Origin of the sequence: Rubinisphaera margarita, from assembly GCF_022267515.1 — a bacterium.
Taxonomy (GTDB): domain Bacteria; phylum Planctomycetota; class Planctomycetia; order Planctomycetales; family Planctomycetaceae; genus Rubinisphaera; species Rubinisphaera margarita.
Genome location: NZ_JAKFGB010000014.1, coordinates 62,034 through 76,942, shown reverse-complemented (window position 1 = coordinate 76,942; position 14,909 = coordinate 62,034). Strand labels below are relative to the sequence as shown.

Below are 14,909 nucleotides of genomic sequence, written 5' to 3'. Positions count from 1 at the left end.
CGTTTCGAGGCGGATGGAAGCGGCGCAAACGCCATTCTAGATCAGTTTTCCCGGCGGCGTCACTGTTCCTTCCGCGTAAGACGCAGCGTTTCCGCTAAAAACTGACTCACCTGCCGACAGGCGTTTGAGCGATCCTCCTTGACGACGGCTACTTCGTATTGGCGCCTTCCGCGATTTGGGAGGAGACGTTCAGGTGCGGAGCGGAAACGGGCGTGCGATCGTCACCCTGCTCTCCGTCGGGATCGCCTGAATGTTCGTCATGGTGAGAGTCGATATGAATCGCCGAATCCTCGGAACTGATTCCCGACTTCAGAATGTCCCGCTCCATAATCCGCCCCAGCGTTCCCGCAAGCAGAGCCGGCAGGAAGACAATGTCGGCAAGAAGAGCCGCGGCTACCAGAGCGGCCATCAGGATCCCGAACCGGCTGATCATCAGCAGTGAGGCGGGAGCCAGCATCAACAGGCCGATCGCCACAATCGCACTCGTCTGCCACATGGCCGGAGCACAGTGAGACAGACCAAGTTCGACGGCCTCATGACGCGATTTTCCGTCGATGATTCCCTGTCGGAACCAGGTCAGCAGGTGGAGTGTGCCGTCCACGGCGATCCCCAGTGCGACCGATGCGGTAATCATCGTCCCGATATCGACCCGCTCCCCCATCATCGACATCACGCCGAAGCAGAGAGCGACGGGCATGAGGTTCGGCAACATGGTGATAAGACCGGCTAGAACGTTCCGCTGCACGGCGATCATCACGATTGCAATGATGCCGAACGCCATTCCGAAGCTGTAGATCAGGCTCTCCAGCAGCGCCTCCTGGGTTCTCAGGAAGACGGGCACCATCCCCGTCACCACATGATGGGTTCCCGCGTGGAACCGGAGCACCGACTGAGAAATGCTGTCTAGCTCATCCATCAGCTGCCCGTAATCGTTGTCGGCCATGACGTAGGCCTGAGCAGAGATTCGCCAGAGTTCATCTCCGGCAATGCTCAACCGCTTGTCGCCTTCAGTCGTCCAGTCGGCATCGGCGTCCGCGACTGTGAACATCGACTCGGCGCCCTGCAGCTCGCCGCTCTTGATGCGTTCCTCGAACTCATTACTGCGTTTGTTGTATTTGATCTTCTCGAAGAACTTGGCGTCTTCAGCGGGAGCTTCGACTGGCTTCTGGAACGCCGCCAGTGAGATGGCCCCGGTAATTTCGTCGTGGTCGCGGATCTTTTCGGTGATCTCGCGAACGATTTCGAGACGTTCCAGGAACTGCAGATCTTCCTGAGCTTTCTGATCGAAACGGACCACGGTATCAACCGTGTTCACGCCGACCACGTTGTCTTCCATGAACCAGTAGTCACGGAGAATGGAGTGATCTTCCGGGAAGTAGCGGACGATCTTCGTTTCCGTCTTGAAGAACTGCAGTCCGTAGATTCCAAGGGCGAACAGTCCCAGGCAGACCACACTGACGACGGTCGAATGCTTGTAAATGATATCGGCCAGACGCTGCCAGACACGGCCGTCCGATTCGTGTTCCGCGGGGGGCTTGCCCGGCCAGAGCTGCATCAGAGCCGGCAAAACGAACAAAACGAAGATCAGCGAGATCCCACAGCCGATCGCCGAATAGACCCCGAAATCGCGGACCGGATTCAACGTACTGGTCATCAGCGAGGCCAGGCCAATGGCCGTGGTCGCAGAGGCCAGAAAACAGGGCTGGGAAGCCATCCGCACGGCGTTCACGATCGCCGTTTTAGGATTCTCATGAGCCGCGTGCTTCCAGTAGCTCGCCAGGTGAATCGCCCCGGACAATGTGAGCACCGAGAGCAGCGTCGGCATCACGATGAGCACCATGTTCATCGTCGAGCCGGTCAACGGAACCAGCGTGACAGTCAGTAGCGTCGCATACACCGAGACCGTGAGGACGAGGACGCCCAGACGGAAACTGCGGAGCATCAGAAACGCCAGAACAAAGCTGACGGCTGTCGACAGCCCGATCACCGAGCGGGTCAGCAGCGGTGCGTCCGGATTGTAGGTCGCTTTCGCCACTTCTTCGTTCAACGAAGCCGAACCGACCGGGCGACCGCCCATATGAATGTTCTCCGTCGGAACGAAGCTTTCTTCGCACACGGCTCGGATGTCCGCCAGTGCAGCCGAGCGGTCAGCCTGTCCGGCGTCGGTCAGCGTGACAACCAGCGCCACCGGGGCTCCGATCGAGAAGAACGAGTCATCGATCAGCGGCTCCCCTTCCGGATACTCCTGGCTCGGGTGAGACGTGATCGAAGCGACCAGCTTCTGCATGGCATCAGAACGCTCCGAGCCCGGCTTCATCAGATGCCAGCTGATCTGAAAATCGTGGGGCGGAATCTCGACGATGTTGTCGAGCCGCTCGATATCTTCTTCGTAGACTTCGCCAGCGTCCTCCGGCGGCCGCTGCTTCACTTCAGCAAACTGTTCGAAGGCGACGGGAGGCTGCCATTTCTGAGCGGGCGGCAGCATTGATACTTTCAGGCCAAGTTCAGCTTCGGCTCGTTCGACGATTTCCCGTTGAACCTGCTCGAGCTTCTCGCGTCCCAGATCGGTCAATTGAACCTTGAGCGGGCCATCGCCAATCAGCAGGCCATTCAGCGTTTTCAGAGCCTGCTCATCATCGACATTCTGATCGATGATCTGTTTCAGCGATTCACGAGGCGTCAGCACGCTTTCCACAAACGGGCTGCCGCGACGTTCGACCCCTTTGGCGTCGACATAACCTTCCAGCTTGGCGGCGACCACTTCATTGCGAGGGTCGTTAAGCGTGCTCGTTTCCCACGACAGGAACAGATGGTCCTTCATCGGGAAGTTCTGACCATACCACTCGAGCAGGACGGCCTGAGGATCCCGTTCGGGCAACCAGGCCTCCACTTCGTTCTTCATCTCGACTTTTTGAAGAGTCGACACAATGAACGGGGAAATGAACAGCAGGGCCGCCAGGACCCAGACCGACAATCCGTTGCCCCATGGGTCTTTTTTACGGAAAAAGTTCAGCATGTGGTTTTCACCAAGATCGTGCTTGAAGAGTGTCAACTCAGGCAGAGCCACGTTGCTCCTCAGAAGCTCATGCCTGGAGCCCCAACCGGTTCCCATGAACTGACGGACCCCGGTATTTGCCCGCAAGTTTAGTCGATTCCAACTGTTAAGCAAATCGCGAGTCCATTCCCGACCCGCCTTATCAAACAACTTTTATGCATGTCCGGAGACTCTTTTCCAGCAGGAATTCTGATCATTCCGCCGTTCCGGCTGCATTTTCGTCCTTCAGGCAAGCTTCGCAAAACCTTCACCAGACACGCCGTAATCCGGAGGGAGAATTGGCGTTTGCCCGGCCAGAAACCAGTATTCCGACACGAAACAGGGGTTTTATCCGGCTTTTTTCTCGAAAGTCGAACAAATTCCGAAATGACGCGAACCGTCGGGACGTTATTATTGTCAACACGGTACGTGAAGCTGCTTTGCTCCGCGACGGGGAAGGTCTCCCCACGGAGGCGGGCGGTTTCACTGATTTTCTTTCCCGGGCTCACGATGTGGACGTTCCCATCGCCTGGCCGGGAATTCCAGAGGAACTCTAGCGAAACAAACATTTCTTTCTTTCCAGACACTGCGGCCAGGCCGCAGGAGGGTGTGACGATGCTGACTATCACCACGAAAATTGACGCAACCGTAAAAGCAACCGCAGCAGTCGCTGTGAAAGCAACGGCCATCGTATGCGTCCGTGGTATCGTCGGCGTCCATCGGCATTGTCTGGAGCAATGGCTCTTTAGCGAGGACTCCGATCGATATTGGAACGGCTCGGGGGATAACGGCAGAAATCGCCGGCCCCAGCCCGGACGCATGTCAATGATGCGACTGTGTTGTTCCGTTCTATGTCGTCCGTCGAGTCTGCCCCGCAGCGGCATGTCAGGACAGTTTGTCCCGGCATTAAGCGGATCTCTTTCCTAACCGGGAAAGACCCTTCCGCGCCTGCCGTTGTTCGGCCCGCAGACCAGTGGATCGCCTGAAAGCGATCTGACCTGAGTTTGCGGTGGTGCGCTTCATCAACAACACCATTTCCTCGCACCGGAATTCCGCTGCTTCCCTGCAGCTGTTGCGTCTTCCGGAAGAACTGCAGAGCCGTACGTCCCCGGAAAGGCGGGGCACTTTCTGCACGCGGGTAATGGCGTTTCTTGTCAGGAAAGGCAAGAGCCATGGAAGAACTGCGTTTGATTCAACTTGTTCAGGAAGCTCAGGCTGGCAGCCGGGCTGCTTTCGGAGAACTGGTCCGGGAATTCGAAGGATCGGTCTTCGCCGTCGTCATGAAGCGTCTGCGGAACAGCGCCGAAGCCGCTGAAGTGACCCAGGAAATCTTCCTGCGAGCCATGCGGAAGATCGATCAGCTGCGGGAGCCGGAACGGTTCGTCGGCTGGTTGCACCGGATCGCGGTCCGCCTGTCGATCAACCACGCCGTGCGACGACCGCCGGAATCGGCTCAGTCGCCGGAAATGTTCGCCGGCGTCGGGGAAACCCGGGGCAGCGAACCGTGGGAAGGTCTGATCGCCAGCGAACAGGCCGTCCAGCTGCGGGAAGGCATCGACAAGCTGCGGCCGCTCGACCGGGAAACGCTGATGGCGTTCTACTTCCAGGGTCAGTCGCTGCAGGAAATGAGCGATCATTTCTCGAGCCCGGTGGGAACGATCAAGCGACGTCTCCACACCGCCCGGCACCGACTCCGGGAACAACTGGCCGACATGCAGCCGGCCTGAATGATTTCGTAACCCTTTACGCTGAGTGAGAAGCTCCGGCGGGCAAGTGCCCGCCGGAGCTGTTTTTTGTGCGCCATGAGCGCAGGAAATCCAGTTGCCAGGGTCCCACTCAGTGGGATAGTATTCATCACATGAAAGCAATCTTTGTTGAGACAACCGAGTTCACAGAATGGATTACCGAGGAGTTGTCAGATGAAGATTATTCGCAATTGCAGGAACTGCTGATGGCCAATCCCCAAGCGGGCGACGTGATGAAGGGTTGCGGGGGGCTGAGAAAAGTTCGCTACAGAGATTCTCGGCGAGGTAAAGGAAAACGAAGCGGGTTCAGGATCATCTACCTCTACATTCCGGAGGCGAAATGGTTCTACATGCTCGATGGTTACGGCAAAGACGAGCAGGATGATCTCTCCTCTGCGGAACGAAAGCTGCTTTCAAATCTTGCGGATCAACTCAAACGCGAAGCTCGAGCTGCTTCAGGCAGACATCAGGGACCGAAGAAATGACTAAGAAGAAGCGATCACCGTTATTTGAACGTCTCGCCCGAGGCCTGGAGGAGGGAATCGAGCACGCGAAGGGGGAACGAGAACTTCGAACAACGGAGGTGCCAGAAGCTCCTCCTGAAATTGCTCCACAGACACTATCTGCTATTCGGCTGCAAACTCGAATGTCCCAGGCGATGTTCGCCAAACTCTTCAGCGTATCGACGAAGACGATTCAAAGTTGGGAGCAGGGAAGTCGGAAACCATCGGAATCAAGCCTTCGGCTCATTGAGGTCTTCAGCCAGCATCCGGAGATCCTTTGTCGAACTGTCGGTATTCCCGAGATCACACTCAAAGGAGTCGAAATTCGGAAGCAGCCGTCGGGAAGTCGTCAAATCGTGGTTCGTAATTGAGCCGCCTCCGGTTGCTCCGCTACCGCGGCCGACGGAGTCGGCAGGAGGTCGCATTCGGGTGAGGGCAATGTTAATGTGAAACCTCTTGTGGCTGCGCCATCCCGGTTGAATCAAGCGGGGTGCCCCGCTGTCAGAACTGGTTCGATGGGACTCTCAGTCGGGGTTACTGCAATGCAACGAACTCAACGTCGGGTGCGACGGTTCATGATTTCAGCCACAGTCCTCCTCGCTGTCCTCGTCTCCGGGGCCACCGCAACGGCCCAGGAACAAACGGTCCTGGACGAACACTATGTCCTCGACCCGGTGCGTGTCTTTTACTGCAAAGAAGGAAAGGATGCCGTACCACTTGATGACATCGATCGCTCGGGGGTGCCGGATCGCGTGGAAGACATCGCGAAGCAGATTTGGGCCGCTCATCATCTGTTTTGCGAGGTGCTCGGTTTTCCCAATCCGCTGGGAGGCGAACGCTACAAGAACGTGACCTGCATTCAGGTCAGCCTCCGGGATCTGGGGGGCGGAAACGGATTGGCGTTCGATGAATCGCAGCGTGCGCGGCTGATTCCCGAAGGCAACGCGACGGACCGGGCCATCGTGATGGCGATCAACTGCAAGCTCGACCCAATCAAGAACATTACGCCTGCGCACGAAACCTTCCATCTGGTGCAGTATGGGACGACGTACTTCAAGAATTCGTGGTATCTGGAAGGGATGGCCCGCTGGGCTGAGCATGCGCTCGCGGAGGAAGGTCTCGGGGAAGTCAAATACTCGCCGCGCGGCCCCTGGCCGCAAAAACTCCAGAATCTACAGCATTTGTCGACAATGAGGTACGACGCGGAGCACGTCCTGTGGAATCCGATCGCGCGTCGAACGGACCGTGGTCTCGTGCTGACAGACAAGCTGTTGGGGCAGAAACTTTCTCGGCTCCGATATTCCGATGGAACCCCCGTGCTCCGAGATCGGTCGCTGCTGGGAGCCGAGATCATGCGCGACATCGTGATCGAACTCGGCAAACTGGATGATGTTGCCTTTGAGGAATTGAATTACGAAAGCTGGTCCGAAAAGAATCAGCGAGCGGACGAAAATAATCCCTACATCTACAAGGCCGTGATGGATGTGTTTCGGCGGCAGATTCCGTCGGTCGGCCCGTATGAAGTGCCTGCGGTTACGCGGACCATGGTCGAAGACGCGACAGCCGAGGATCCATTCCGTACTGGCTCCGTTTGGAAAGGAGAATCCAAGTTCGCAGACTTTGAACTCACAGTGCTCGAGCGCAGCGGAGATCGGTTCAAAGCGAGGTTTGAGAGTAAAGGCTGGGTGCGTGAAGTGTCGGGCGCCGCAAGCGGCAGTGCAGTGAGCTGGAAAGTCAAAGACGTTCGAGTGGTTAAGGGCAGCGCGGGGGGCGATAACGAAGGAACGATTGTCACAGATGACCGGGGAACTCGAATCGACTTTACGTGGCGAGGCAGCAAAAACCAGGGCACATTCACGCTGCGAAAACAAGATTGACTCCGTGCTGAACGCGGCTGGGGCACCAATTCCTCCATCGGAATAACGGTTGGACGCGTCTTCTGAGATCCTGGTCGCTGTACTCCATCCGGTTGCAATTCACCGGCCCCGCATCGGCTGCTGCCTGCCGATTTGCGAAGTGGGAGAAGATCGAGCTGCTGCTCGTCAGGACACTTTGCGATTCCCGTGTACACGTTTCTGTGTATGATTTCGGGAATTGAGAGCTCGATGCCGAACTGCTGTTGTGCGGTCTGTTCGTGTTCGTGTCCGACTGAAAGGAGTCCTCTGATGCAGACGTCCGTTAAGCTCGCCGCGGTCTTGATTCTGGGAGCACTGATCGCCGGACCGCGATTGCTCCACGGCGATGGGCAGACACAGCCTTCGCAGTTCTACTCGACCGATGAGGTGCAATTCGTCCCGCAAACGGTCGCCTCGCGGCGGCCTTCGACACCTGCCCCTCGAGACGCCGCCCTGGGCGATCTGCTTTTCACGGATGTGGTTTGGGTCCACTTCACAGGCCCCGGTCATCCCCCTAATCCCGACGGCTCTCTGGGAGGATTGGTGCCGGGGGACGGGAATTCGACGATGAAGATCTACGAAAACTATATTGCGGTTGAGACCGAGATGGCAGGAGGCGGAACGTATCGAGTTCTGCACGCGTACGACGTGATCGGCAAGATTGAACAGCAGACGCCGAATCCGAACGTGGAGAATTGGGAGTAGCTCGACCGGAGTGGTGTAGGGTTAGAGAACTTCAACCTTTTGGCGATTACCGTTCGACGCGAGACTTCTTGCGGACCTTTCACGCGATGATTCCCAATGATCGCCGTTGATCAATTCGAGCCCCACTGGTCGGTTGTGGAATGTCTCGTCGAGGAGATTCTTGAGTCAGAATTGAAGCGGATCTTCGCGCAAACGTCAGAGCAGTTCGTGGCAAGAATCGCAGTTTGGGTGCGGCAGCAGGAGATTCCGAAGTTCTCGATTACGTCCGCGGGACGGGACGAGTTCGACATCGAAGAGGATGTCGATGTGCGACTGCGGTTTCAACGGACCCTCAATCCGGAACGGCATCGCTTTTCGATTCAGGCTCACTTCGCGGAAAACTGGCGACGGAATCTTCCGGCACAATTGCATGTGACAGGCGATATCGACACGAGCGGAAAGTGGCCGCGATTTCGGGTGCTGAGGTCGTCGACAAGTCGCACTGGGGCATGGGAGCGTTGGTAGAAACAGACACGATTTCTTGTTCGTCACGGTACCATGTCATCCTGCAGCTCCACGTCTCTTGGGAACTGAATCTGTTGGCTGTTCTCCAACGCTGCGATCGCTCTGATTATGTCTCGACGAAGTATACAGCGATTGGCTTCGGGACCGCGGAAGATTGAATCGGGTGATTCGTAGCTCCGAATCACGCCGGGAATGATTTTGACCATAAGTTGCCGAGGACGATCCCCGATCGTCAACTGAACTTGGTACTCTGACCGACCCACTTCCGTGACGATGTCATCGATCGTGCAATTAACTGGCACTGGCAGAATCCATTTGACGTCTCAATAAAGAATCGATTGAGTATCTCTTCATCAAGAAGGTCAATGCAACCCTGATGCCGCGTCCCATCACAGAGGCCCACCTCAACCATCTCCTCAACTTCATCGGCTACGGCTCCCTCTCCGCCTCGATCTGGTTTCTTGGCATGGAGGAAGGGGGCGGAGGTGAGGCGAATTTGCGGGTGCGTCTGCAGTTTGAGCCGGTGGAGGATCTGGAGAGAGCGCATCGGTTGCTGGGGGTGACGAAGTTTCATGCCGGTCGGCCGGTCATTCAGCGGACATGGCGGGCGATGTCGTATCTCATGCTGCGGCTGCAAAATCGGCCGGCTGATCGCGAGGCGATTCGTGCGTACCAGGCTCAGGAGCTCGGCCGGTTCGAAGGCGACTCGCTGCTCGTGGAACTAATGCCGATCCCGAAGCCACGGATTGGTCGCTGGGACTATGAGGAACTACTGCCGCAGTTCGCATCGCGGGAGGACTACTATCGCACCGTCAAACCAGATCGGGTTCAGTTGCTGCGAGAGTTGATGGAACAACACGAACCGCGACTGGTGGTTGGGTATGGGAAGCAGTTCTGGCCGGACTATTGCGAGTTGTTTCCCGGAATGGTCGTCGGTGAGCAGGGGCCTTTTCGAGTGGGCCAGTGGCGGAAAACAACGGTCGCCCTGACCGGCCACTTCACGGCTCGATCGATGAATGGTCAACTGGAGCCGCTCCTGGATCTTGTTCGAATGCACTGCAGACTGAGCTTCGACCGGTCGCCCAGATCCGTTCCAGAGTTCCCCCGGGATTGGTGAAACCAGTACACTGTCGGGGCAGTAGTATGCCCGACCGATTTGTGTTTTGGACAGGGGAACTCCGGGGATGATTTGTGTTCGTTCGCTGTTATTGATGACGTTACTGCTGCTCGCGACGGCAGGTGCTGGTCGAGCTGAGGAAGCCGGCTCGGTGAAGCTGGCCGATGGGCTCCGTCCGCTGCTTCAGTGCGTGACAGGCGAGTGCAAAGCCTTTACGTTCACCGCTGAGATCGAGGCCCCGATTGATGGCAAGCCCCAGAAGATTGATGTGCTGCTGCGGCTTCACGGCAACGGCGATTATCATCTCGCGGCCACACATGCGGACTATTCGTTTCTGCTGAACCGGACGGCTGAGACCACGACGTTTGCTCTGCCGCATCATCAGGTGGCCTATCTTGGTTCGGGCGAAACGCACACGAAAGATCACCTGGCCGCGTCCGAGATTTTGACGCGGATGCTCACGGCCGATACGTCTGTCAGCACGTACTTTCCGTTGTGGATGCTGGGAGCCGACAACCTGCTGAGTGTGTTGTCCGCCCAGCTCAAGCCAAAGTATATCGCCGCGGAGAACGCCTGGAACTTCGATGATCAAGTCACGCTGGGATTCAACCCGGGTGGATCGGGTGTTGTCGCCGTCGGCGATGTTCGTGTCGAGTTCGGCGTTTCCAGTGAGGAGCCGAATGCACCGGAGTGGACCGTGCCGGACGGGTTTGAAGTGGTTGAGATCGAACGCGAAGAACTCGAGCGGCATCTGAGCCGGGGAATGCGACGGACGCTGGAGATTCTGGCTCCGTCGGAGCGATTGAAGAGCCCGCGTGAGAAGCCGGCGGTGATTGAGAACGGGGAACTGCGCTGGATGAACGGTCAGCGCGTCGTGCTGCTTTCGGGCACGCCGGAAGAAGTCGGCGTCGCTCATGCCCGGCTGCTCCGCCGCGAAGCGATGAAGACGATCGATTCGGTGCTTTATGCGTTCGGGACCGTCAACACGATCCGCACGGGGCGGTGGTTCAAAGATGATCTGAGCGATGCGTATGCCCGGCTGTCGCCGCATATTCCGGACGATCACAAACGGGAAACAGCCGCGATGGCTGAGACGCTTGGAATCGACATCGAACTGGCCCAGGCGTTGAACGTCTTCCCCGAGTTGTTTCACTGCTCGGGCTTCGCGGTCTTCGACAGTGCGACGGCCGACGGAACGCTGTATCACGGGCGCGTCCTCGATTACATGACCACGATCGGCCTGCAGGACGGAGCGACGACGTTTGTGGTCGCGATCGATGGCAAGCAGCCGTTCGTGAATGTTGGCTACGCCGGGTTCATCGGCAGCGTGACAGGCATGAACGCAGCCGGGATTTCGCTCGGCGAGATGGGCGGTCGCGGCGAAGGGGAGTGGGATGGCGTGCCGATGGCGACGCTGATGCGGCGGGCTCTCGAAGAATGTACGTCACTGCAGGAAGTGATGACGCTGTGGGAAACGAGTCCGCGAACGTGTGAGTATTACTACGTGTTCGCCGATGGCAAAACGAACAAAGCGGTTGGCGTGGCGGCGACGCCGGAGGCGATCGAGTTCGTGCATCCCGGACAGGCCCACGAGCGACTCGGGCCGGGCATTAAAGATGCCGTGGTGCTCTCCGCCGGGAGTCGGCTGGAGACGCTGCGAAGCCGGGTGAAAGAGCGGCACGGGCGTATCGATGAAGAAACGGCGATCTGGCTGATGAGCAGACCGGTAGCCATGGAATCGAATCTGCACAACGCTCTGTTCGTGCCGGCGAAGGGAATTGTGTTCGTGGCCAACGCGAGCCACAAGGCCCCGGCGGCTAAGCGTCCGTATGTGCGCCTCGATCTGAACGAACTCCTCGAATCGATGCAGCCGGAGTCGACTCCCGCGACGGAGGAGGTTCGATGAACCGATCCCTCCGTTCTCTCACGCTGTTGCTGGCAATGCTCTCGGTTGGGGAAGCAGCCGAGCCCGCGACGATCGATCGCGAACCGGTCGCGCGCACGGTGACGGACAGCCTTCAGATCGCAGCCGATGCGTCGGATGATGCCAACGACTGCCTGAATGGACTCTGCTGGCAGCCGGGGACGTTCGAGGTGATCGAGCGGGATCCGCTGTCCGACCATGGCGATCGGCTCGTTCAGTTTCCTTCTCCTGTTTCATCGAGTGACCGGATCAACGATGTCGTTTCGCTCGAGTGGTACCAGGCCCGCGATGAAGCCGGTGAGCCCGTTGAGGCTCCCGCGATTGTGGTCGTGCACGAATCGGGGAGCGGGATGCATGTCGGGCGGCTGTTCGCGGTCAGTCTGCGGAAGATGGGGTTTCACACCTTTCTGATTCATCTGCCGTATTACGGGCATCGTCGCTATCCGGAGCAGGAGCGGGGAGCCCATCAGGTGACGGCGATGCGGCAGGCGATTGCGGATGTTCGGCGGGCCCGGGATGCGGTTTCAGTGCTGCCTTATGTCGATGAGCGGACAATCGCTCTCCAGGGAACGAGTCTCGGCGGATTCGTTTCGGCCAGTGCGGCCAGTCTGGATACGCGTTATGACGCCGTCTTCCTGATGCTGGCCGGCGGCGACCTGCACGACATTGTTATGAATGGCAAGAAAGACGCGGCGAAGGTCCGAGAGAAACTGGCCGAGTACGGGCTGGTCGATGACAAGTTGAAGGAAGTGATTCAGCTGGTCGAGCCAACACGGATCGCTCATCGCGTCGACCCGAAGCGGACGTGGCTCTACTCGGGTGTGTATGACAAAGTGGTGCCGCAGCGGAATTCGATTCTCCTTGCCGAGACGATGCAGCTGCCGGGCTCGCACCATATCCGCATGATGGCCAATCACTACTCCGGCGTTGTGTATCTGCCGCTGGTGTTCACGCATATTCATGACGAGATCGAGCGAATTCACGAGGAAAGAGCCGATTGAGAGGAAGACTTGGTTCACCCGCCGCTACGAGAATGAATCGGACTGCGGATTTGCTGGGATCCGCCTGCGGCTATCCCCGCCTACATTTGAGACAGGAATGCTGGATGATGACTCGATCGCTTTTCGTGGCCGTTGCTTTCGGTCTTTTGGTGTCTGCATTCGGCATTTACGCTGCCGAAGAGAAGGCCGTCGATCCGGCGGAGATTCAGCAGCGGATTTCGGCTGCGATGAAGGCCGAGGAGAATCAGGCCGTTGTCGATGGATTGACGGAATTGATCGAGCTGAATGCCGAGAATCCGCAGGCGTGGTATCTGCGAGGTGTGTACCAGTTTCGGCTCGGAAACTTCAAAGAGTCGGTCAGTGATTTCGACAAGTACGTGGAACTGAACCCGGCAGGCGAGCGGCGGTTGTGGGAGCGGGGAATTTCTCACTACTACGCCGGGATGTTCAAGGAAGGGGCTGAGCAGTTCGCCTTGTATCAGACTTACCACGACAACGACGTCGAGAATTCCGTCTGGCGTTACATCTGCATGGCTCGCGATCAGGATCTCGAAGCGGCTCGGAAGGAGATGCTGCCGATTCGGAATGATCCCCGCGTGCCGCTGATGGAGGTCTATGCTCTGTTCCAGGGAAAGTCGACGCCGGAGAAGGTGCTCGAAGTCGCGAACGCTGGAGAGCCGGACGCGGAAGAACGGGCCTTCCGGATGTTCTACGCCGACCTGTATCTGGGGCTCTACCATGAAGCTCATGGGAATCCAGCGCTGGCGAAAGAACACATTCAACGCGCGTGGAAGAATCACACGGAGAACGACCGGATCAGCCGGTACATGTGGCACGTGGCTCGCGTGCATGCGAAGTGGCAGAACGAGAAGGCTCAGCCCGAGCGGGACTGATCGGCCACGGCGACGCCGAGGTGGTCGAGAATCGGCAGGTGACCGCCGTAGGTGCGTTTCAGGTTTTCTGAAGTGAGTGTTTCTTCGACCGGGCCCCAGGCAATGAGGCGGCCATTAAGCAGAAGCACGGAATCGAACGATCGTTGGACAGTCAGCAGATCGTGATGCACAACGATGAGCAGTTTGCCGCGATCCCGGAGCCGGCGGAGAACGCCAAGAACAATGTCTTCAGTCGCAGCATCGACGCCGGCAAAAGGTTCGTCGAGAAAATAAACGTCGGCATCCTGAGCGAGGGCCCGGGCCAGAAAGACGCGCTGCTGCTGACCGCCGGAGAGGCGTCCGATCTGCCGGTTTGCGAACGCTTCCATGCCGACATCGGCCAGGCATTGCTCGGCGAGCTCGCGTTGTTTGGCTCCCGGGCGACGGAACCAGCCGAGCTTGGCGTAGGTTCCCATGAGCACGGTCTCGCGGACGGTGATCGGGAAGTCCCAATCGACACTTTCGCGTTGCGGCACGTAGCCGATCCGGGTTCGAACGTCGGAGACCGACTGGCCGAAGAGCGAGACATTTCCCGAGACGGAGGGAACCAGTTCGAGAATGGATTTGAGCAGCGTGCTTTTGCCAGCTCCGTTGGGCCCCACGATGCCCAGCAGTTGCGGCTCGTGGATCTCGAAGTCGACGTTCCAGAGCACCGGACGATGCCGGTAAGCGACCGTGAGATCGTGGACGTCGAGGATGGCGGGCGTGGTGTTCACGAGCGTGCCGGTTCTTGAGAAATCGTTGTGGAACGAAAAAGCAGGGCAGCATTATTGCCGCTGTTGCGTCATCCTACAGGGAGAGGAACCGGATCTGAAGCCATTCCAGAGAAAGTGGCGGCGATGAGCGACGCGGAGAAAGGATCGGGAAGCCACCGGATCTGGCTGGCCATTGCCTGCTTGCCGCTCGTCTACGTACTGGCGAGCGGGCCGCTGTTCGGACTCGCATTCTGGCTGCGCGAGTCGACGGGATACGACGAATTCTATTCCGTCTTCTATCTGTATGCCCCGTTATTTCTGTGGTGTCCGGAACCCCTGATGGACTACGTCCTGGGCCCGTACATTGAGTGGTGGGTCGTCGACGTGTTCCACACTGTCGGGCCGGGCTGAGATCGCCCGACCCAGCGTGGTCGCTCCGCAATCAGCATCAGTAGTTGTAGTGGTACTGATACTGATAGCTCGGGTAAGGGAACGTCTGATACTGGTATTGGTACTGGTAGTTCCGCGGTCCGTAGAAGGTGGAATACGGGGTGTTCCGCGGGCCGTAATACGACGAATACGGGCTGTAATTGTAGTTGTAGTTGTAGCCGCCGCCGTACGGGTTGTAGTAGTTGTAGCTCGGCACGCGATAATTGTTGCCGTAGCCACTGTCGTAAATGCCGCTGTTGTAGTCGCGGCTCCAGCTCGGACGCCAGCTGTAGCGATCGGCTTCAGCCGTATCGGTAACGGCGAAGCAGAGCAGTCCGCTGGCGAGAATCGCAAATATGGCTTTCATGATCTGACTCCTGAATCTGTCTATGCGACCTGGTTTCATTCTGGTCGCTTTCCGCTCG

At 58.0% G+C, this 14,909-nt stretch carries 15 protein-coding genes; 11 read left to right on the top strand and 4 right to left on the bottom strand.

Annotated elements, in window-relative coordinates:
- Positions 1-148: 148 nt before the first annotated feature.
- Both L1A08_RS13150 and L1A08_RS13145 read right to left on the bottom strand, forming a co-directional pair.
- Entirely contained in the window at positions 149-3,067 is a 2,919-nt protein-coding gene (locus L1A08_RS13150) for an efflux RND transporter permease subunit (protein ID WP_238756884.1), read from the bottom strand.
- A gap of 77 nt (positions 3,068-3,144) precedes the next feature.
- Positions 3,145-3,723, bottom strand: coding sequence for a hypothetical protein (locus L1A08_RS13145; protein ID WP_238756882.1), 579 nt, complete (start codon positions 3,721-3,723; stop codon positions 3,145-3,147).
- A 483-nt stretch (positions 3,724-4,206) separates the two neighbouring features.
- On the opposite strand from L1A08_RS13145, the gene L1A08_RS13140 reads away from it, so the two are divergent.
- The 10 genes from L1A08_RS13140 to L1A08_RS13100 all read left to right on the top strand — a co-directional run bounded on the left by L1A08_RS13140 (position 4,207) and on the right by L1A08_RS13100 (position 13,321).
- The gene (locus L1A08_RS13140) at positions 4,207-4,761 is read left to right on the top strand and encodes an RNA polymerase sigma factor (protein WP_238756881.1); all 555 of its coding nucleotides are present in this window, start codon (positions 4,207-4,209) and stop codon (positions 4,759-4,761) included.
- Between the two features lie 68 nt (positions 4,762-4,829).
- On the top strand, positions 4,830-5,264 hold the full coding sequence (locus L1A08_RS13135) for a type II toxin-antitoxin system RelE/ParE family toxin (protein ID WP_238756880.1): 435 nt from the start codon (positions 4,830-4,832) through the stop codon (positions 5,262-5,264).
- Entirely contained in the window at positions 5,261-5,653 is a 393-nt protein-coding gene (locus L1A08_RS22990; protein WP_390896880.1) for a helix-turn-helix domain-containing protein, read from the top strand. Before L1A08_RS13135 ends, L1A08_RS22990 begins: the two co-directional genes overlap by 4 nt.
- Before the next feature lie 204 nt (positions 5,654-5,857).
- Positions 5,858-7,159 carry a hypothetical protein gene (locus tag L1A08_RS13130; RefSeq protein ID WP_238756879.1) on the top strand — a complete coding sequence of 434 codons (1,302 nt, stop codon included), beginning with the start codon at positions 5,858-5,860 and terminating at the stop codon, positions 7,157-7,159.
- A 288-nt stretch (positions 7,160-7,447) separates the two neighbouring features.
- The gene (locus L1A08_RS13125; protein ID WP_238756877.1) at positions 7,448-7,882 is read left to right on the top strand and encodes a hypothetical protein; all 435 of its coding nucleotides are present in this window, start codon (positions 7,448-7,450) and stop codon (positions 7,880-7,882) included.
- 96 nt (positions 7,883-7,978) lie between these two features.
- A complete protein-coding gene (locus L1A08_RS13120) occupies positions 7,979-8,386 on the top strand; it encodes a hypothetical protein (protein WP_238756876.1) in 408 nt (135 codons plus the stop codon).
- A 376-nt stretch (positions 8,387-8,762) separates the two neighbouring features.
- Complete coding sequence (locus L1A08_RS13115) at positions 8,763-9,503, top strand: hypothetical protein (RefSeq protein ID WP_238756875.1); 741 nt, start codon at positions 8,763-8,765, stop codon at positions 9,501-9,503.
- Between the two features lie 67 nt (positions 9,504-9,570).
- Positions 9,571-11,409, top strand: a complete 1,839-nt coding sequence (locus L1A08_RS13110; RefSeq protein WP_238756873.1) for a C45 family autoproteolytic acyltransferase/hydolase — start codon at positions 9,571-9,573, stop codon at positions 11,407-11,409.
- Positions 11,406-12,428, top strand: coding sequence for a prolyl oligopeptidase family serine peptidase (locus L1A08_RS13105; protein ID WP_238756872.1), 1,023 nt, complete (start codon positions 11,406-11,408; stop codon positions 12,426-12,428). The genes L1A08_RS13110 and L1A08_RS13105 overlap by 4 nt, the downstream gene beginning before the upstream one ends.
- 104 nt (positions 12,429-12,532) lie before the next feature.
- Entirely contained in the window at positions 12,533-13,321 is a 789-nt protein-coding gene (locus L1A08_RS13100; protein WP_238756871.1) for a tetratricopeptide repeat protein, read from the top strand.
- On the opposite strand, the gene L1A08_RS13095 is transcribed toward L1A08_RS13100, so the two are convergent.
- Positions 13,303-14,076, bottom strand: a complete 774-nt coding sequence (locus tag L1A08_RS13095; RefSeq protein ID WP_238756870.1) for a metal ABC transporter ATP-binding protein — start codon at positions 14,074-14,076, stop codon at positions 13,303-13,305. The genes L1A08_RS13100 and L1A08_RS13095 overlap by 19 nt on opposite strands.
- Before the next feature lie 123 nt (positions 14,077-14,199).
- Here L1A08_RS13095 and L1A08_RS13090 point away from each other — a divergent pair, with 123 nt between their 5' ends.
- Positions 14,200-14,466: a hypothetical protein gene (locus tag L1A08_RS13090; protein WP_238756868.1), complete on the top strand. Its 267-nt coding sequence runs from the start codon at positions 14,200-14,202 to the stop codon at positions 14,464-14,466.
- A gap of 37 nt (positions 14,467-14,503) precedes the next feature.
- Here the strand turns inward: L1A08_RS13090 and L1A08_RS13085 are convergent, their stop codons facing one another.
- The gene (locus tag L1A08_RS13085) at positions 14,504-14,851 is read right to left on the bottom strand and encodes a hypothetical protein (protein ID WP_238756867.1); all 348 of its coding nucleotides are present in this window, start codon (positions 14,849-14,851) and stop codon (positions 14,504-14,506) included.
- Positions 14,852-14,909: the final 58 nt, after the last annotated feature.